This window comes from Sulfuricaulis sp. (genome assembly GCF_040901545.1).
GTDB lineage: Bacteria > Pseudomonadota > Gammaproteobacteria > Acidiferrobacterales > Sulfurifustaceae > Sulfuricaulis.
On record NZ_JBBDYL010000008.1, the window covers coordinates 14227 to 33526 of the forward strand.

Below are 19300 nucleotides of genomic sequence, written 5' to 3' on the forward strand. Positions count from 1 at the left end.
AATACTCCGGCTCGCCCTCAGCTGATCGAGCAGGCGTTTCACCGGTGCGCTGAATCCGCGGCAATCCGGTTGGTTAAGGTTATACCAAACTGTTTCCGGATTCTCCATCAGTTGATCAGTCCCCCCCACCACGCGCGCGGGTATGGGCGTGATGTTGAGATGGTAGTGACTGAAATTGTGTCTCAGCACCGGCCACGGAGTTTCGGTTTGTACTTTGAGGCCCAGGGCTTCGCGGCACCAGTGACACGCATCGCCGTCAAGGCATTCGGGAAATCCCCACAGGCCGCCCCACAGCCCCACAGGGGGACGCCGCTGCAGCAGCACGTGTCCGCGTCGGTCGCGAATCATGAGCATGCGGGTAGCTTTGAGCGGCGCGCGGCGAACTCCGATTCGCACCGGATATACCTCCGGCGAACCGTGGCGATAGGCACGACAATTGACATGCAGGGGGCAAACCGTGCAGCGTGGGTTGGTGCGCACACACACCGTGGCACCCAGATCCATGATGGCCTGGGTGTAATCGGCGACTCGCTTCCGTGGCGTGTGATGTTCGGCGAGCCGCCACAGTCGATCCTCCGTCGCGCGTTTGTTCAACGGCGTGTCGATGGCGTGGAAGCGCGCGAGCACGCGTTTGACGTTGCCGTCGAGAATCGCATGACGTTGACCAAAGGCGAGCGCCAAAATGGCGCCGGCTGTGGAGCGGCCGATACCCGGCAGATCCGCCACCGCGTCGAACGCGCGGGGGAAAACACCGGCGTGTTGGGCAACAATTTGCTGCGCGGCTTTGTGCAGGTTGCGGGCGCGGGCGTAATAACCAAGGCCCGTCCACAGATGCAGCACTGCGTCGGTCTCCGCGCGCGCCAGCGCCCGCACGTTAGGAAAATGCCCGATGAAGCGGCTGAAATAGGGAATGACAGTTTTCACCTGGGTCTGCTGCAACATGATTTCCGAGATCCAGACACGGTAAGGGCCCGGTTTGCGTTTCCAGGGAAGGGTTTGGCGTCCGTGACGGTCGTACCACGCCAGCAGCCGCCGGCTGAAAAGGCGGTCATTCATGGCCAGCAAGCGATTCGACTTCCACAGCGGTGGCTTTTATCTCCTCGATGAAAAAGGACTTTACCAGCCACGGGCCGATCACCGGTGGTATAAAAAAATTCGGTTCCATCTCTCCGGAGTAAAATATCCGTGTTTTTGCGCCTTCCGCGAGCAGGTGCCAGTGTTCGACGGAATAACTGAAATCACTTTGAGCCGCGTCGATGACGATGACGATGTCAGTTTTAGGCGTGGCACGGATGTCTTCCACTTTGTTGACGGTTTGACAGAAAAACAGGATGCAGGATTTAGACGAGATGCCGACCCGATGGTGGTTCTCGCTCACCCGTTCGATGATCCGGCTTTCCACAACGGAACTCGATACACGGGAGAAGTGTTCATAGTCCGTCATGATTTGCCAGACCTTATCGAGCTCGGCATCGAGCACCACCTCGAAGGAAAGCAGGTAACGGCCCTGATGGTGTTTGGCCTGCGCGTGCGCAATGGTGGCGCTGGATGCGTTAGCCGGCGCCAGGAGCCCGATGGCCAGGAAAAGGGATACTCGACACCACACGTTGTTGGTCAATATTATTTGAAGAGTTTGAATTTGTCCTTCAATTTTTTCTCCAGCTTTTCCCTGGTTTCGGTTTTTTTCTCTTCCAGTTTTTCCTGCATGATCGCGTTCCAGTCGGGCCGGAATCGAAGTTTCGAAAACGGTCCGTCAATGAGGATGGGGAAGGTACCCACCACGACGTTGTAGTCCAGCGTTTCCCGGGGCAGATCGGCTGAACCCTTGCCCGAGACATTCAGCAAATCGGGACTCTGGATTTTCATGTCGTTGTTGCGGACGACACCATCGGTTATCTGGGCCGTTCCCCCCAGCTGGGAGAACCGGGTTTCATCGCCGGCCTGGGGCGTGAGTTCCACGAGTTTCTGATAGGACTTGTCACGCTTGGCGGCGGCGATGGTGGCGGACATTTTTTTAAGGTCTATACCCTTGATCGCACCGTTCTGCACCGCAAATGCGGCCGTGCCGTTGAGCGTTTGTTTCACCTGGTTAGCGTCCAGCCCCGCGGCCGTGACTTTGGCGCTTAAATTCGCCACACCCGTGAATTTGTCGAAATTCAGGGCGTCCTTGAGCATCGGCGCAAGTTCCACTCCGCGGACGGATTCGTCCACCGCCAGCATCGGGGTCTTGCCGCGTGCATCGAGCGTGATGCGTCCGGCGTATTGGCCGCTGTAAAGCTTGGCCTGATTGGGCCCGAGGATTATCAGCCCGTGCTTCGCCGAGACCTGGATCAGCGCCTCGCTGGTATGGAGTTTCATGGCCTTGAGCTTCTGGATGCGGAGCTTTCCATCGGCATTCAGATTCCGCAACGCCGTCAGCGGTATCTCCACCGGTTTGGCGGACGCCGCGTCCGTTTTGGCTCCGGAGGCCGTGTTGGGAGCGGCAGGAGGGAAATAGCGGTCGAGGTCGATCTGATCGAGCGTGAGATCGAAACGATAGGACGGATCGTTGAATTGACGTACCGTCAACGACCCGCTGACCCGGCTGTCATCCAGATTCAGCGCCAGGTCCTTGAGTTCAACGCTGTCGGTGGTGGCGGAAAAACCGGATTTGAGCGCAAGTTTATGAAGCGCATTTTTATCCACGGTTTCGATTCTGACGCCCAACTTGTCCATCAACGCGCGTGGATTGAAAGCAGCAACTTCCAGCCCTCCGCTGAAGGACGGAGCATCGATAATTTTCGTGCCGGTAAATCGGGTACGCAGGCTGAGATCGCCCAGGGACAACGCGAGGCTCGCGACTTCGAGTTTTTGGGCCGCAAGGTCGAGGGTCATGCGGGATTTAAGCTCCACGCGTGCACGCACGGGCGGCTGGCCGCTTTCCATGTCGAATGCCAGCTGCACATCCACGGGTTTCCCTGCGGCGATGTTTCCGGTTTTAAGATCAAGGTTATGCACGGCGTAGCGCGCGCCGCTCATCTGGTCTTTCCAGGCGATATCCGCCCGGCGAATGTCCACTTTGTCGATGTTCAATCCGCCCATACCAATTCCTGCTCCCGATTTGGTTTTCGCGTCAGGCTCGGTTGCCGGTGACGGGGTTATCAAATCATCCCAATTGGTTTTGCCGGACGGATTGCGGGCCAGATTAAGCTTGAGTCCGTCCAGGAGAAAGGTATCGACGGTTATTTCCTTGCGCAGTAAGGGCAGCAGCTTCACCTTGACTCCGGCCGCCTCGATTCGAGCAAAGGGGTCCTTCCCGAACCCGGGTGCGTTGCTCAGGACCAGACGGCCGGTTTCGATACCAATCCAGGGGAAGAACGACCACCCCATTTTGCCTTCTATTGTCAATTCGCGCCCGGTTTTATCGCGCACCGCCTCGATTATCCGGTCTTTGTACTGGTTGGGGTCGATAACAACGGTTAATCCGACAACCAGCAGTACCACCAGCGCCAGCAGGATACCCAGCAATATGGCCGCGATTTTTAAGGGTTTATTCATAACGGACTCCGGTGGTAGTGGAGCGGGTGATGGGGATCGAACCCACATTTAAAGCTTGGGAAGCTCTCGTTCTGCCATTGAACTACACCCGCCAGAGACTACCTTTTTGACCAGGTACACCATTGGCCCCGGTTTTGCATGGATAGTTAAAGAATACAGCGTAACAAGGTAGGCCTAAAGCGAGGATTTTACCTTGATAGTTCGTTACATCAAGCCACACCAGACACCGGAAAACGCCGTTGATCCGGTGGTGCTCCGCTATCTCGATACGGTGGTGGAATTGACCTGCCAGCGTGATTCGCGCGGGTTATCCCAGTCGCTCATCGATTCATTGCGCCAGCAGGTTCAGGCCGAGCGATTTCGGCTGCTCGCCATATCCAATCAAAATAACGACCAGGAATTCAACGAGACCAACGCCAAGACGGCGGTGGTCCGTGACTGGCTCGAGCCGCTTTCCGCGGTCGTGATGCTGGTGGAAGACAAGGATCTGTTCGAATGTGTGCAATCCCAGAAACGGGTAAGCCGTATGCGCATCGGCGCCGGCGGCCGCCGTTTGATCCTGCCGATCTTCGGTACGCGACACGTCATTGCCATGCTGGAAATCGAAGGCATGCAGGAAGTCGAGGGGGAGGACGAAATGCTCTCAAGGCTGTTGCGTATTTTCGGCAATCAGGCGTTTCTGCTCTCGCGTAATGAACTGGATGGATTGACCGGCTTGTATAACCGCCAGTGTTTCGATATACGAATACAAAAACTGGTGCTCAATGCCGGACACCATGACCGGCGGGCAAACGAAAAAATTCAGCAGAATTGCCTGGCCTTTTTTGACATCGATCACTTCAAGCAGGTAAATGACAAGTTTGGACATTTATACGGCGATGAAGTATTGGTGCAACTGGCACGGCTCATGAATCGTTCGTTCCGGCACGAGGACCTGTTGTTCCGTTATGGCGGCGAAGAGTTCGCGGCGGTGCTGGTTGACGTGACTCCCGAAGTCGCCGTGCGTGTTCTGGAAAGTTTCCGTAAGGAAGTCGAAGCTTGTCAATTCCCGCGTATCGGTAAGAAAAGCGTGAGTATCGGCGTGGTCGGTATTACGTCCGGGGAAAGCGTGGATACGATCATTAATCGCGCCGACATGTCCATGTATCACGCCAAGAACAACGGCCGCAATCAGGTATGCTGCTACGAAACGCTGGTGGCCGAAGGAAAGCTTGCGCCGGTATCCGTGGCCACGGGCGACATCGAACTCTTCTAAATATAACCGTACCCGTTTCCGGCGTGCGTTCTTTCAGTGCCGGTAGTACAATTATTCCGTCATCAGGCGGCGAAACGCCTGTATTGCGACACGCCCCCGCTCCATGAAGATCTTACTCAACGGTCAGGAAAAAAGCCTCGGGGCACCGGTAACGGTGGCGGTGTTGTTGCAGGAAATGGGCCTGGGCGATCGGCGGGTCGCCGTTGAGGTTAATCGTGAGATCGTCCCGCGCAGCCGGCATAATGATTTTCAGTTGCAGGACAATGATCGTGTCGAAGTCGTGTTCGCGATTGGAGGTGGCGGCATGAGCCGGGGACCCTGCGAAGCGGGGGACGCGAGCGGCCACGAATGCCCCCGGACTCCACGGCATAGCCGGTCGGTTTTCGATACAATTTTTCGGAGGTGTCGTGCATGGCGGTATCCGCGGAAACAATCCAATCCATATCCCATGACCCCCTGGTAATCGCGGGCCGGGCCTACGCATCTCGGTTGCTGGTCGGGACCGGGAAATACCGGGACATGGACGAAACCCGGCGCGCCGTGCAGGCCAGCGGCGCCCAAATCGTGACGCTCGCCGTCCGGCGCACCAATATCGGTCAAAATCCGGATGAGCCGAATCTGACGGATGTCTTGCCCCCGTCGCAATACACCTACCTGCCGAATACCGCGGGGTGCTACACCGCCGACGAGGCGGTGCGCACCTGCCGTCTGGCACGTGAGCTGCTCGACGGCCACGATCTGGTGAAACTGGAGGTCCTGGGCAGCGAAAAGACACTGTACCCGGACATCCCCCAGACTCTGATCGCCGCCGCGCAATTGATCGAGGAAGGCTTCAAGGTAATGGTGTATACCAATGACGATCCCATCGTGGCCCGGCGTTTTGCCGAAATGGGATGTGTCGCCGTGATGCCGCTGGCAGCGCCGATCGGTTCGGGTCTCGGCATCCGCAATCCGCACAATATCCGTTTCATCGTGGAAGAGGCCACGGTGCCAATTCTGGTCGATGCCGGCGTGGGGACGGCGAGCGATGCCGCCATCGCCATGGAACTCGGTTGCGATGGCGTGCTGATGAACACCGCCATTGCCGCAGCACGGAACCCGGTGCTCATGGCGCAAGCCATGAAGAAGGCGATCGAGGCGGGACGCGAGGCTTACCTCGCGGGACGCATGCCACGCAAGCAGTATGGTTCCCCGTCTTCACCCCTCGGCGGGACTTTTTTCTGATTTTTTCCGCCGCTGGCGCTGAGATCAATTCAAAGTTTCTTGAGCTTCAGTCGCTTTCCTGCGTCTTGTATCCTGATCATTCATGAGTGAGGCTGAAAAACATCTTCGTCCCATTCGAAGTTTCGTGCGTCGTGAAGGACGTATCACCCCGGCCCAATCCCGCGCACTCAAGGAATTGTGGCCGCATTACGGCATCGACTTAATTGAAGCGCCAATCGATTTCGCCCGCCTTTATGGACGCAGCGCACCCGTTATCCTTGAGATCGGATTTGGAAACGGTGAAGCCTTGCTGGCTTCCGCCAAGGCTCACCCCGATATGAATTATCTCGGTATCGAGGTACACCGGCCCGGCGTCGGCGGCTTGTTGCGCCACCTCGAGGCGGAAGCTCTGGATAATGTGCGGATAATCCTGGCAGACGCGAAGGATGTGCTGGCGAAACATATACCGGATGGATCACTTGCGGCCATGCAGCTTTTTTTTCCCGATCCATGGCCAAAGAAACGGCACCACAAACGCCGTCTGGTGCAGCCGGATTTTGCCGCGCTGATGGCACGCAAGCTGAAACCCGGGGGGTATATCCATCTGGCCACCGACTGGCAGGATTATGCCACGCAGATGGTATCCGTACTGTCGCAGACACCGGAATTGCAGGGGACAAGCCGGAACGGCCCTGCTCAGGAATACTCAGGTAACCGGCCGGCCACAAAATTTGAAACGCGCGGTAAAAAACTCGGTCATGAAGTATGGGATATGGTTTTTTATCGCTCGCGCTAGCCACAGGCTGCGCGGGTTCGGGATTCCGGTTTATGCTTTTTTCCAGCGAGAACCGATGGTTCGTGGATCGCGGGTGATTCGCACCGGTAACCGGGAACAGCCGGCGTTGCGAGGTTATTTATTTTGCGCGACCAGCGCTTCTTTTTCCTTGCGTGAAAGCAGGCGTAATGCGCATTCACGGATCAGCGCATCGGTGCGGCTGCCGCAGGCTTCCTTATAACGGAGCACGACGGGCCGGCGACTACGGGTGTAGCGCGAGGCGGTTCCTTCGTTGTGTTGCAGCTGACGCCGCTCGATATCGTTGGTAACTCCGGTATAAAACGATCCATCCTGGCATTCCAGGATATACACCATCCAGGGGTTTTCCGTATCGGCAGCATCATGTATCCTGGCTGAGACAGGGTGGTTTTCATCGTTCATGGAGGTCAATTGAGGCAAGCGACGATTTGTTTCAACTCGGCAATCCGCCGGTGCACATCCGGGGCGTCGCCCGAGCTGGGTCGTAAGGCCAGATAGGACTGGAAATTTTCCAGTGCCGCCCGGAAACATTCCAGACGCTCATAAATGCAGCCACGGTCGCGCACCTCATCCGGCTGATCGGGTTGTATCAGTAATATCCGGTCGATCACGGTAAGCGCTTTGTCATACTGCTCACGACGCAAGTACGTTCCTTTGAGGTTGCGCAGCATGCGCACCAAGATCTCCCTTGTCCCGGCCGCTGTGAGCAGGCGCTCAAGCGGAGCGTGCCCGTTGTCGGTTGTTCCGCCATAAGTTTCCTCGAGCATTTCCACTAAATCTTCCTTGCTCATCAGGTTGCCGCCGGAAAAGGGATCCAGCACCACCTCACCCTCGCGGGTGGAGAATTTGACGAGGAAATGGCCCGGGAAGGAGACACCTTTGAGCGGGATTCCGAGCCGGCGGCCGACCTCCATGTAAATAATTGAAAGCGTGATCGGGATGCCGCGCTTGCGGTCCAGCACTTCGTTTAGGAAGTTATTGCGCGGATCGTCATAATTGTCGGTGTCCCCGGAAAATCCTTGTTCTACGAACAGGAACTGGTTGAGCGTCAGGAGGGTTTCCTCCAGGCCGACCTGCGCTGGAAGCCGCTGCTGAACGCCGGCCGCGAGTTCATCAAGCTTGCGGAGGTAGGAATCTATATCCAGGCCAGGGTATTCTTCCATGGCGATGAGCAATGCCGCTTCCGCCAGGTTCAGATCCTGATCCAAAACTTCGGCAATTTTCGCCAGTCGTTCGTTCATGATAATTCCGTAACCGGCCCGTTCGTTTTCGATTCAATGGGCTTCGGTAATGCTAAGGTTAAGAATAGCAGACAGGTGCGACGACGGACGGTAACAGCAATTCTCTCGAAACACATGGTCATTCATGGAGTTGAAGATGGTTCTTGGTGTGTCGTCGAAAGCAGTCGCGTGAATAAATGTTGCCATGACGATTGAATTAGCGATAATCCCGTTTGCTTGGGCGTGGGTTTTACATTACGAGTGAACGGGCAGGTGGGCGCATACTTTTCATTCATTGCCAGCACGCTGTTTTCTGCTAGTACTATGAGTTTCGGCATTGGGAATAGCAGTATGCCCACTGCCGCTGTAAGGTAGGCCAGGGGGAACACCCGCGATAAACAGTGTTAAAAAATGTTAACACCCGAAGTGCAACAATGGGCGCGACCTGATTTCAGGGGTGAGCCAGCCAACGGCCGCGCCGTACATTAACTGTATGTTGAATAAGGAAGAAAGAACGTAGAGCGGTAACAGGCAAAAAAATAAATTGGCGCCATTGGTCATGGTTGGCCGAACATGATGAAAATCCTGTTTGTCGTCAATCGATAGCAATCGTGTTTGTGGATCAGGATAAGGATGTCTCGAGGGAGATGCTCCGTGCATCCTGTATTGATAATCGAGAAATCGACCCCGTTACTTGAGCCCCTGCGCCGGCATTTGAAGTTGCATGGTTTTATTGCCGTCGTGGCACATACTTATGACGACGGCTTGCAGCAATTGAGGAACAGCGGCGCATTGCCCCAGTACGCCGCGGTAATCATCGGTCGTCCCGTTTCCCCTGATCGACATGCCGCTGAAGTCTTGTCGCTTCTTTGCCGGCCTAAATACCTCAATTTTCCCGTCATGGTGATGACGCATGACCCGGACCCCGACTTGTTGGACTGGACCGAGCGACGTGCACATACGGCGCTGCTGTCGTGGAACGACTGCGCCCAGGGCGTGGAATGTCTCACAAAATTATTGCTGGCGTCATCGCAGGACGAGCTGGCGGAGAATAGACTACAGAAAATCCGGGTGCTGCTGGTTGATGATTCGCAAACGGCCCGCGCTTCGTATAAGCGATTAATGCGCCGGTATGGCTTCGATGTGGATACCGCCCCTTCCGCGGGCAAAGCAATGGAGATGGCAAAACAACATCCGTATGATATTGCCATTGTTGATTATTATATGCCCGAAGAAAATGGCGACGCGCTTTGCCGCCGCCTGCGCAAGCATCCGCAGACGAAGCACATAACAGTAGCAATTATCACAGGTGCCTATGAGAAGAAAGTGATCCGGGATTCTTTGGATGCCGGCGCCGCCGAATGCATGTTCAAAAACGAAGCGCCGACATTGTTTACCGCGCGTCTGGCCGCGATCACCCGGTCGATTCGCACTCGCAGAACAATGGAGGCCGAGCACGAGCGGCTTTTGGGTATCCTGAGATCTGTGGGTGATGGCGTCTATGGAGTTAACCGGACCGGTGAGATTACCTTTATTAATCCGGGTGCGTGCAATATTCTCGGATATTCCGAGGACCATCAACTGATTGGCCGGTCGGCTCACAAGCTTTTCCATTATGCGCACGAAGACAAAACGCCGATTTCCCGAAAATCTTGTCTGCTCCAGCAAGCGTACCGGGACGGAAATGAAATGCATAATTGGTCTACCGTTTTCTGGCACAGGTCCGGCATGCCGATCCCGGTGGAGTGCACGGTCTACCCCCTGGAGATCGAAGGACAGTTCGAAGGTACGGTGGTTGCTTTCCGCGACATCACGGAGCGACGGATACTGGAACGCGAACTCTTGTGGCAGGCGAGCCACGATTCGCTCACGAAGCTGTGCAATCGGGGAGTCCTGGAAAAAGACCTGGAAAACGAGGTCAATCGTCTGAAACGCAGCACCGAGACGAGCGCTTTGCTCTATCTGGATCTGGATCGGTTCAAGTTTGTCAACGATACCGCCGGACATGCCGCCGGTGACCGGCTGCTCATTGAAATCAGTCAGCAATTACAAACACGTATCAGGGATTCTGATTTGCTCGCGCGCCTGGGTGGTGATGAATTCGCCATTCTCATGCGCAACATCGACAAGGATCATATTCATGCGACTGCAGAGGGTCTGCGCGAAATTCTGGAAACGCACGCTTTTATTCACGAGGGCAGAAAATTCAAGGTAAACGGCAGTATCGGTGTGGCGCTATTCAATCAATATACGCTCTCGCCCGGAGATGTGCTCGCCAACGCCGACCTCGCCTGTCGAGTTGCCAAAGGCAAGGGGCGCAATCAGACACATCTTTACAACGCGGATCGCGACGAGCGAATCGCCTTGGATTTGGAAATCGGCTGGTCAGGACGACTGCAAGATGCTCTTCGCGACGGAAATTTTGTCCTGCATTACCAACCGATCCTCGCGATGAATGATATCGATGCGGAAACTGCGAACGCACCCAGCGGCGAGCTCTGGAATCTAATCTGCAGGACACTCCCGCAGTCCTCGTGGCAATACGAGGTCCTCATTCGACTGTTGAATCCGCGCGGCGATATTGTCTACCCGGGCACCTTCCTGCCGACGGCCGAGCGTTTCGGACTCATGCATCAGATAGATACCTGGGTTTTGACACATGCTGTGGAAAAATTGTCCGCACTGAACCGGCAAGGTGCCGAAGCCACTTTTACGATCAATATCTCAGGCCATTCCCTGGACGCCGATCATATGGTTCCTCTGATGCGCGATTTGCTCAGCAAGCATAAATTCGAGGCCAGTTCGCTGGTGTTCGAGATTAGCGAGGCGACCGCCATTGCCAATATCGATGCGGCCAAAAAACTCATCGGTGAATTGCGCGAGTTCGGTTGTCGCTTCTCGCTCGATGATTTCGGAAGCGGCTTCAGCTCTTTTTTCCATTTAAAGCACCTCCCGGTCGATTTCGTGAAAATCGACGGGCACTTCGTGCAGGGCATGAAAAATTGCTCCGCTGACCGGGCGATCGTTTCGTCGATCAACGACATCGCGCATTCGTTCGGCAAGAGAACCGTAGCCGAGTTCGTTGAAAATGCCGATGTTCTCCGTGTACTGCAGGAATCCGGTGTGGATTTCGTGCAGGGTTACCATATCTCCCGCCCCAGCGGTGATCTCCCGGAATTCAGCCTTTTACATACGACAACCGCCGCCCAGGCCTGAGCGTCTGGGCGAATCAGGGAGTAAAGCATTCCAGGCTATCCGCGACCGCGAACGATTGCGCCACGTTATTAATGCTTGCTTCATCCATTACGAATTCCAGCTCCGGCTTGCGTGGGGCACGCGCGAGCACGACGCGTTTTACCCCTGTGGCCTCGACAAGACCGGCAATTTCCACGGCAATCAGGGGGGGTGCTCGATCCGATTCCCGCGCCGTAACCGGTTGTTGCAGCACGAATAAATCCGCTCCTTTGGCCAGCTGTTCCAGGCTTCCGTTGGCTGAACCGGTGTCCCGGCTGAAAACAACGCTTTTATTGCCGGCATCTACCCGCCATGCGAGCACCGGCGATGTTTCACGGGCAAGATAGAGCGACGCGACGCTCAAACGCACATTGGTAAAGGGTTGCGGGAACGCTGCCCCCGATAATCTGCGGGACCCAAGACGTGACCGCTCTTTGCCCACATCTTGCGGGTTTAATTTATAAGCATCCCGGGCGAGCGGGTTGAGCAACACACCGAGATGGCGGTATGCGCCGCGGGTGCCATCGAATAAAGCGCGTATGAAAGTTACCGTCGAAGGCGAGAACTTATTGCCGGACGGACCATAAATCGGGAGCGCGCGATTACGGCCTTGTGACAAGGATAATTGCAGTAACGCCGGTAAATCGGCGGTATGTTCCGCCTGCAGGCTGGTCAGAAGAATGACATCCAGGTCAGCCGCGTTGGCTCCGGCTTCGAGAAAACGCCGGCTGGCGCCACTGCCAACGTCGATCAGGACGCGTGTCCGGCCATCGATCCAGACAAGATAGCTGTTTGCGGCGCATTGTCCGTTTGACGTCGTATGGTCCGAGCACAGCAGCTGTACTTGCAGGGGCGCCGTGCCGCATGTCTGGGCCGCTGCAGCGGTAAGCCAGACGAGACCCAGGGTACAAATAGTCAGACGCGCGATCAAACCGGTTTCATGCTTCGAATGCGGTCAAGGCGAATCGTCAGCATTTCGCCGGCGTCGTTGCGACAGATAAGAAATTCTTCATGATTGTCTGTTTTCAAATCCAGCGGCCGGACCATCTGATCGTAGTGAACATTGGTCACGTGCCAGCGCAGGCGCAGCCTCTGCCGGTGCAGTATCGCCTGTTCATACTCCGAATAGCGCGCACAGGCGATGGGCACGTAGGGGTCGAGGTTTTGGGGCTCACTCATTTTCACGCCGCGTATCGATTGCCATCAGCACGCCGTCCGCGCTCACATCAATCCGGAACACGATCGGCCGGCAACAGATCTGGCAATCCTCGACATATTCCTGGCTCCCGGCCGAGGCGTCTATCTCCGTTTCGAAGGTTTCGCCGCAGTAGGGGCACGCTACGCTGTGCAGTTGGCTCATCGTCCACAGTCTACAGGGTTTCCCACGGTCCTTCAGGAAGGGGTGACAGCCCGGTTGCATCGGGCCGGGGGCAGGCCTATGCTGGGTGAGAACAAAAGGAGAACATTCGTGCCGTCCGATCGCCCCCGCCAGGTGTATGACTTTGTCCGCGCGTACACCGCCCGCCACGGTTATGCCCCCAAGTTGCGCGAGATCGCGAGCCATCTCGGCATCGCTTCGCGCGGCGTGGTGCACCGGTATCTGCGCGCACTGGAGGCAGAACGGCTGATTCGCATCGAGCCGGACCGCGCGCGCGGTATCCGTCTGCTCAAGGGCCGGGCGACCGCGGCGCGTCCGTTTCGCATCCTCGGCTCCGTCAGCGCGCCATCCCTGGCGCACTTCTCCCTGCCGTTGCTCGGGCGCATCGCCGCCGGCCGGCCGATCGAGGCCATACCCGGGGAAGATGAGATTAATCTTTCCGAATTTTTCGTCAACCGCAACCGCTTCGTGCTGCGCGTGGCGGGCGACTCCATGATCGAGGACGGCATCCTCGACGGCGACATGGTGGTGGTGGAGAAGCGCGACTCGGCCGAGAACGGCGAGATCGTGGTGGCGCTGATTGACGGCGCGGAGGCGACGCTCAAGCGCCTGCAAAAAAATCGCGATGGCACCGTCACGCTGCGGCCGGCCAACCGCGGCATCCCGCCGATGCGCTACGCGGCATCGCGCGTGCGCGTGCAGGGTGTGGTCGTCGGCCAGTTCCGTTCATATCGGTGATGAGCCATGATTGCATCAACACGCTTCTGGCCGCGGGCCATTCTGCACATCGACATGAACGCGTTTTTTGCGTCGGTGGAACAACGCGACGTTCCCGGATTGCGCGGAAAACCGGTTGGCGTCACCAACGGTGAAGTCGGCACCACGCTGATCACCTGCTCGTACGAAGCGCGCGCCTTCGGCGTGAAAACCGGGATGCGCGTTTATGAAGCGCGCCGGCTCTGCCCCGGACTCGTTCAGCGTCCGGCACGGCCCAAGGTCTACGCCGCTGTCTCTACGCGCATCATGCATGCACTCCGGGACATCAGCCCGGACGTCGAGGTATTCAGCGTGGACGAGGCGTTTATCGATGTCACGCATTGTCAGCGTCTGCACGGCAGCCCCGAGCGCATCGCGCACCTCGCGCGATGTCGTATCCACGCGGTCAGCGGTGGCTTGCCCTGTTCCATCGGCGTGGCCGGGAACAAATCCACCGCCAAGATCGCTTCGGACATGAAAAAACCGAACGGCCTGACCGTCATCCCGCCGTGGGAGGCGGGCGAGCGCCTGGCGAAGGTGCCGATGGAAAAACTCTGCGGCCTGGGCCCGCACATCACCGAATTTTTGTCCTTGCACGGCGCGCGCACCTGCGGTGACGTCGCGCGCCTGCCCATGACGGTGCTGGCGCGCCGCTACGGCGTGACGGGAAAATACCTGTGGCTCGCCTGCCAGGGGAAGGATACGGAGCCCGTGGTCACCGACATCGCGCCACCCCAATCCGTCGGCCATGGCAAGGTGCTGCCGCCGCACACGGCATCGGCGCGCGTGATCGAGGTTTACCTGCGGCACATGTGCGAGAAGGTGGCGGCACGCCTGCGCCGCTACGACAGGCAGGCGGGACAGCTGTACGTCGGTTTGCGGCTGGAGTCGTCGTCCGGGGATATCGACCAGCTGTTCCGGCTGCCATACGGGCCACCCGACGGAAAACGCCTGTTCGGACTGGCGTTGAAGTTTCTCAAGTGCCGTTGGCGTGGCGAGGCGGTGACCCATGTACAGGTCACGGCTTCGCAGCTGCGCACCGCTTCCGGCCAGCTTGAACTTTTCCCGGCCGAAAATACCCGCATCCAGTGCCGTACCGATGCCATCGATCGCATCAACCGGCGCTACGGCGAGTTCACCGTCGCCCCCGCCACGCTGCTGGAACGATCCACCATGCCGAATGTGATCGCGCCCGCCTGGCGGCCGGACGGCCACCGGCAGCATATTCCGGATTGAATGACCGAACCGGTGGGGCTGTATATAGCGGCGATCGGTCGGGAGACGGCTGAGAACAATGCCGATTAATGCTTTATCCGCGGGTACTTAGTCTGGAATATAACAAAGGGAGGCATGGCGGCGTTCAGAACACCTGTCTGGCACGAAACTTGAAGCAATAAACAATAAAACAGTGGCCTGGGGTGCCGGCAATGAGTCCCATTATCCTCCTGCTCGACGACCGCAGGGAGAATCTCGATGTGATGCAGCGGATGCTCAAGCGACTTCCGGGAATGGACGTCAACGTGGTGAGCTTCACAACCGGTGATGCAGCGCTCGCCTGGTGCCGTGAACACGAACCCGATATTTGCGTGGTGGATTACAACATGCCGTCCATGGACGGCATCGAGTTTATTTCCACGGTGCGCCAGCAGACGAAATACAAAGGGATCCCCATCATCATGATTACCGGTTCGGCGGACCGCGAACTTCGGCAGCGTGCGCTCGCGAGCGGGGCCAATGATTTCATGACACGACCGGTCAATACCGATGAATTTCTGGCCCGGGTGTACAACCTGCTGACGTTGCGCATGAGTCTCGTCAATCCGACCGAAAGACTGGAAAAACTGGCGCTCGACGTTGAGCTCCTGGCGCAACAAATGCTTGAGCGCGAGCACGAACAGATCATTTTCAAGTTGCACCAGCTCAGTACCGCGCGCGATGAGGAAACGGGCAATCATATGCACCGTGTGGCGCATGTCTCACGTCTCATTGCCCAGGAGCTCTGCTATGACGAACAGTTCTGCGACATGATTTATCTCGCCGCGCCCATGCACGATATCGGCAAAGTCGGGATTCCGGACAGGATATTGCTCAAATCCGGAAAACTTACTCATGACGAGTGGGAAATAATGAAAACCCACACCACCATCGGCTATGAAGTGCTGAAGGACTCGAGTTCACCGCTGCTGCGTCTGGGGGCGGAAATCGCACATTCGCATCATGAAAAATACAACGGCCTGGGTTACCCCCTGGGACTGGCCGGTGAAAAAATACCGGACGCGGGACGCATTGTGGCCGTGGCCGACGAGCTGGACGCGCTGTTATCCATACGCCCTTACAAGTTGGCATGGAATGTTACGGATGCACTGGCGCATTTGCGCAAAATCCGCGGCGTGCATTTCGACCCCGCTTGCGTCGATGCTTTGCTGCGGCAGACCGATACGATCTTCGCGATTTACAAAAAGTTTGCGGATGATGTCGATGCGTTAGTGGTCAATCCATCCTTTGGACAGCGCGGAGCCGCCTGACCCCGGGGATGATCGCAGCTGAGGAATCAGCACCCTGTGGACAGAGACGTTGCGGCAGCCGGTTCCACCCACCCGTATTTGTATCGGTACCACACCAGTCCGAGATGTTCGCGCAACGCGGAACTGCTGCGGTATAAACCGTCAATCGACGGGAAATATCCCAAGGCATCGCGTTCCTGCTTGTCGAGTGTGATGAACCCCACGGGTGCCGGATTAGTGGCGAAGCCTGCGGCCTCGAACGCCCACGCCGCGCGCGGCATGTGGGAGGCGTGTGTTACCAGGTATACGCACTTCACGCCCGCGGGCTCCAGGATCGTTTTCGTGAGCCTGGCATTCTCGTAGGTCGTACCGGAATTGCTTTCCACCCATTTGGCCTTTACTCGAAAGTCTTGCGCCAGCACTGCCTGCATCAAGACCGCCTCCGGGACAGCTTCACCGTAGGGCGCGCCACCGGTCACCAGTATCGGTAGTCCGGTGAGTCGATGCAGACGGGCTCCGTAACGCAAGCGCTCGAGGGTCAGACGATTCACGCTGTCACCGACGCCGTATTCCCTGGCATCGGTGTAACGCCCTCCCCCGAGAATGACGATCGCGCCCGCTTGTTTACCGGGTTCCTTCGTCACATTCAGGCCGACCGGTGGAAACCGGGATTCAATGGCTTGTGTGAGTTGAGCTCCCGTGAACGGCAGGCTTAGAATCAGCAGCGCGACGACACTGAGCGCCACGATGACATTACCCATGATTACCCGGCGGATCTGGATGATGAAACCGAGCAGCGCGACGACAATAATGACACCCGGGGGCAACAGCAACAACGCCAAGATCTTGGTGGTGATATCCACCATGCTTGTCAGATGGAGGCTCCCGCCGCTTGTTGTTCGGCGTGGTAGGAGGAACGCACCATGGGACCGCTGGCGGCGTTGCGGTAACCTATTTCCCGCGCCGCCAGTCCGAATCGTTCGAATTCCCCGGGCGTGACGAAGCGCGCCACCGGGAGATGGTGTCGGCTCGGTTGGAGGTATTGGCCGATGGTAAGCAGGTCGCATCCGTGGGCGCGCAGGTCGCGCATCACCCCGAGGATTTCGTCGTTCGTTTCCCCGAGTCCCACCATCAGGCCGGATTTCGTGGGGACTGCCGGGTGGCGTTCCTTGAACTGCCTCAGCAATTCCAGCGAATGCCGGTAGTCGGCGCCCGGGCGCGCGGCCGGGTACAGACGCGGTACGGTTTCCAGGTTGTGATTGAACACATCCGGCAAAGCCTCGCCGAGAATATCAAGCGCCACCGCCATGCGGCCGCGAAAATCCGGCACCAGAATTTCGATCGAGATCCGCGGCGTGTGCCGCCTGACTGCCTGGATGCAGGCGGCGAAATGCGCCGCCCCCCCGTCGCGCAGATCGTCGCGATCCACCGAGGTGATCACGACAAATTTCAGTTTCATTTCCGCGATGGCGCGAGCCAGGTTTTCCGGTTCCTGACTGTCCAGCGGCAAAGGGCGTCCGTGCGCGACGTCGCAGAATGGGCAGCGGCGCGTGCACAGCCGGCCCATGATCATGAACGTGGCGGTGCCGTGACTGAAGCATTCGCCGAGATTCGGGCAGGTCGCTTCTTCGCAAACCGTGTGTAATGCGTGCGCGCGCAGCAGGGCCTTGAGCCTTCCGACCTCGGGATGAGTCGGGGCCTTGGCGCGGATCCAAGCCGGTTTGCGCGGCAGCTCGGTCGTCGCGACGATCTTGATGGGTATACGCGCCGTTTTGGCCGCCCCTTTTTGCTCGATGGCGGCGCGCGGGCGCGGCATGTCGTTAGTCCGATCGTTCACTCGGGTCCGAATGGGAGGTGGATTGAAGCCTGTGTCGGTACAGTATAACCCAGTTCACGGACCAGCTCTTCGAGCAGGTTTCGACCGGCCGTAGCCGTATTCTGGCGGACACCGAGGTCTACCAGTTGCGTCACGGGCTGACCGGGATAACCACAGGGGGCAATGTAGGAAAACGGTGTGAGGTCCATGTCGATATTCAACGCCAGACCGTGGTAACTCGCTCCCTGTCGCACGCGCAATCCCAACGACGCGATCTTTGCCCCACCGGCGTAGACGCCGGGCGCGCCCGCGCGCCGTTCTGCACGGATATGGTGAGCGGCCAGCAAATTGATCACCGCCTGTTCCAGGGCCGTGACCAGGTGTTTCGCTCCCCAACCGCGACGGTTCATGTCCATAAGGATGTAAGCCACCAACTGCCCCGGGCCGTGATACGTCATATCGCCGCCGCGATCGGTATACACCACGGGGATTTCGTGAACGTGTGTGAGTGTGCCGCAGCGGCCTTTAAGGCCCATGGTGAAAACCGGCGGGTGCTCGAGCAGCCAGATTTCATCGGGCGTGTCCGGCGTACGCGCGCTGGTGAAATTCTGCATGGCACGAAACGTGGGAAGGTAATCGACCCGACCCGGCAGGCGGAGCAAAACTTCTTCGTTCAGGATGGATTGGTGCGCCGGCCGCGTCATTCCACTTCTCCCCGGATGAACGCCTGTTTGTATTGCTGGTAAAGCGCAAACACCCGCACATGCATGGGCCCCTGCTTGCCGTCCCCCACCGGCCGGCCGTCGATGCGGGTGATGGGGAGGATCTCCTTGGTTGAACTCGTCATCCATACTTCATTCGCGGATCGCAGCGACCCGATCGGCACCGGCTGTTCGACACAGTCGATATCATGGAAATGGGCGATTTCCACCACGAGGTCGCGCGTAATGCCCGGCAGGATGTACGGGCCTTTCGGCGGTGTGATGACGCGATCGCCACTGACTATAAAAATATTGCTGGCCGCGCCTTCGGTCATCAAGCCGTCGCGCACGAGAACAGCTTCGGCCGCTCCTTGTTCAATGGCCTGTTGACGCAGCAAGACATTGGCCAGCAGTGCGATGGATTTGATGTCGCATCGCTGCCAGCGGTTATCAGCGGCGGTGATCGCCGCCGCCCCCTTGGCCAGTTGTTCGGCGGGAGGGTAGTTCAATGGCGAGGCATAAGCGAACACCGTAGGTGAAATATTGGGCGGGAACGCATGATCACGCGCAGCCACGCCGCGGGTGATCTGAAGATAAACCGACTGGTCGGCGGTCCCGTTATTCGCCAACAGGCGCGTAAAAATATCGTTCCATTGCCGGACGGTATGCGGGTTGCGCAGTTGTATGGCAGCCAGGCTTGCCTCCAGGCGCGCAAGGTGATGCGGCAGCCGAAACATCCGGCCGCCGAAGACCGGGATGACTTCGTAGACACCGTCGCCAAAAATAAAACCGCGATCGAAAACCGAAACCTTTGCCTGGTCTGGCGGGATGAATTCTCCATTGAGGTAAACGAGTGACATGGTCGGTATCGTCAAGGCGGGG

Annotated in this window: 19 protein-coding genes, 1 tRNA gene and 1 pseudogene; 8 read left to right on the forward strand and 13 right to left on the reverse strand. The window is 57.8% G+C overall.

Translation table 11 applies throughout. From position 1 onward, the window contains the following. The 4 genes from mutY to WD823_RS02345 all read right to left on the reverse strand — a co-directional run. Positions 1-1056, reverse strand: a 1056-nt coding sequence (gene mutY / locus WD823_RS02330; RefSeq protein WP_368427874.1) for an A/G-specific adenine glycosylase, incomplete at its 3' end; no start/stop codon positions are given. Continuing rightward, the gene (locus tag WD823_RS02335; RefSeq protein ID WP_368427875.1) at positions 1049-1618 is read right to left on the reverse strand and encodes an SRPBCC family protein; all 570 of its coding nucleotides are present in this window, start codon (positions 1616-1618) and stop codon (positions 1049-1051) included. The genes mutY and WD823_RS02335, both read right to left, overlap by 8 nt. A 2-nt stretch (positions 1619-1620) precedes the next feature. Further along, a complete protein-coding gene (locus WD823_RS02340) occupies positions 1621-3537 on the reverse strand; it encodes an AsmA family protein (protein ID WP_368427876.1) in 1917 nt (638 codons plus the stop codon). An 18-nt stretch (positions 3538-3555) separates the two neighbouring features. Then, positions 3556-3629 (reverse strand) — tRNA-Gly (locus WD823_RS02345). Positions 3630-3730: 101 nt separating this feature from the next. Between WD823_RS02345 and WD823_RS02350 the strand changes: the two genes are divergently transcribed. From WD823_RS02350 to trmB, 4 genes and pseudogenes are all read left to right on the forward strand, one after another. Further along, complete coding sequence (locus tag WD823_RS02350) at positions 3731-4792, forward strand: GGDEF domain-containing protein (RefSeq protein ID WP_368427877.1); 1062 nt, start codon at positions 3731-3733, stop codon at positions 4790-4792. A 103-nt stretch (positions 4793-4895) separates the two neighbouring features. Continuing rightward, a pseudogene (thiS, locus tag WD823_RS02355) lies at positions 4896-5093 on the forward strand (sulfur carrier protein ThiS); the annotation flags it as partial. Positions 5094-5203: 110 nt separating this feature from the next. After that, on the forward strand, positions 5204-6016 hold the full coding sequence (locus tag WD823_RS02360; RefSeq protein ID WP_368427878.1) for a thiazole synthase: 813 nt from the start codon (positions 5204-5206) through the stop codon (positions 6014-6016). 82 nt (positions 6017-6098) lie between these two features. Next, positions 6099-6791 carry a tRNA (guanosine(46)-N7)-methyltransferase TrmB gene (gene trmB, locus WD823_RS02365; protein ID WP_368427879.1) on the forward strand — a complete coding sequence of 231 codons (693 nt, stop codon included), beginning with the start codon at positions 6099-6101 and terminating at the stop codon, positions 6789-6791. 114 nt (positions 6792-6905) lie between these two features. Here the strand turns inward: trmB and WD823_RS02370 are convergent, their stop codons facing one another. After that, a complete protein-coding gene (locus WD823_RS02370) occupies positions 6906-7145 on the reverse strand; it encodes a GIY-YIG nuclease family protein (RefSeq protein WP_368427906.1) in 240 nt (79 codons plus the stop codon). A 71-nt stretch (positions 7146-7216) separates the two neighbouring features. Continuing rightward, on the reverse strand, positions 7217-8050 hold the full coding sequence (locus tag WD823_RS02375; protein WP_368427880.1) for a SirB1 family protein: 834 nt from the start codon (positions 8048-8050) through the stop codon (positions 7217-7219). 633 nt (positions 8051-8683) lie between these two features. Here WD823_RS02375 and WD823_RS02380 point away from each other — a divergent pair. Beyond that, positions 8684-11245 (forward strand): EAL domain-containing protein, encoded by a 2562-nt coding sequence (locus tag WD823_RS02380; protein WP_368427881.1) that lies wholly within the window; start codon positions 8684-8686, stop codon positions 11243-11245. A gap of 13 nt (positions 11246-11258) precedes the next feature. On the opposite strand, the gene WD823_RS02385 is transcribed toward WD823_RS02380, so the two are convergent. From WD823_RS02385 to WD823_RS02395, 3 genes are read right to left on the reverse strand one after another with little or no spacing between them, the layout of a single operon-like run. Then, positions 11259-12194, reverse strand: a complete 936-nt coding sequence (locus WD823_RS02385) for an MBL fold metallo-hydrolase (protein WP_368427882.1) — start codon at positions 12192-12194, stop codon at positions 11259-11261. Then, a complete protein-coding gene (locus WD823_RS02390) occupies positions 12191-12442 on the reverse strand; it encodes a transcriptional antiterminator, Rof (RefSeq protein ID WP_368427883.1) in 252 nt (83 codons plus the stop codon). Before WD823_RS02390 ends, WD823_RS02385 begins: the two co-directional genes overlap by 4 nt. Continuing rightward, on the reverse strand, positions 12435-12623 hold the full coding sequence (locus tag WD823_RS02395) for a CPXCG motif-containing cysteine-rich protein (RefSeq protein ID WP_368427884.1): 189 nt from the start codon (positions 12621-12623) through the stop codon (positions 12435-12437). The genes WD823_RS02390 and WD823_RS02395 overlap by 8 nt, the downstream gene beginning before the upstream one ends. A 78-nt stretch (positions 12624-12701) precedes the next feature. On the opposite strand from WD823_RS02395, the gene lexA reads away from it, so the two are divergent. From lexA to WD823_RS02410, 3 genes are all read left to right on the forward strand, one after another. Next, positions 12702-13379: a transcriptional repressor LexA gene (gene lexA, locus WD823_RS02400; RefSeq protein WP_368427907.1), complete on the forward strand. Its 678-nt coding sequence runs from the start codon at positions 12702-12704 to the stop codon at positions 13377-13379. Between the two features lie 6 nt (positions 13380-13385). Then, positions 13386-14633 (forward strand): DNA polymerase IV, encoded by a 1248-nt coding sequence (locus WD823_RS02405; protein WP_368427885.1) that lies wholly within the window; start codon positions 13386-13388, stop codon positions 14631-14633. Positions 14634-14824: 191 nt separating this feature from the next. Further along, positions 14825-15922 (forward strand): HD domain-containing phosphohydrolase, encoded by a 1098-nt coding sequence (locus WD823_RS02410; RefSeq protein WP_368427886.1) that lies wholly within the window; start codon positions 14825-14827, stop codon positions 15920-15922. Between the two features lie 26 nt (positions 15923-15948). On the opposite strand, the gene WD823_RS02415 is transcribed toward WD823_RS02410, so the two are convergent. From WD823_RS02415 to WD823_RS02430, 4 genes are read right to left on the reverse strand one after another with little or no spacing between them, the layout of a single operon-like run. Beyond that, positions 15949-16767, reverse strand: coding sequence for a YdcF family protein (locus WD823_RS02415; RefSeq protein WP_368427887.1), 819 nt, complete (start codon positions 16765-16767; stop codon positions 15949-15951). Positions 16768-16772: 5 nt separating this feature from the next. Next, positions 16773-17717, reverse strand: a complete 945-nt coding sequence (gene lipA / locus WD823_RS02420; RefSeq protein ID WP_368427888.1) for a lipoyl synthase — start codon at positions 17715-17717, stop codon at positions 16773-16775. Between the two features lie 17 nt (positions 17718-17734). After that, entirely contained in the window at positions 17735-18421 is a 687-nt protein-coding gene (gene lipB, locus WD823_RS02425) for a lipoyl(octanoyl) transferase LipB (protein WP_368427889.1), read from the reverse strand. Next, complete coding sequence (locus tag WD823_RS02430) at positions 18418-19278, reverse strand: D-amino acid aminotransferase (RefSeq protein WP_368427890.1); 861 nt, start codon at positions 19276-19278, stop codon at positions 18418-18420. The genes lipB and WD823_RS02430 overlap by 4 nt, the downstream gene beginning before the upstream one ends. Between the last annotated feature and the right edge of the window lie 22 nt (positions 19279-19300).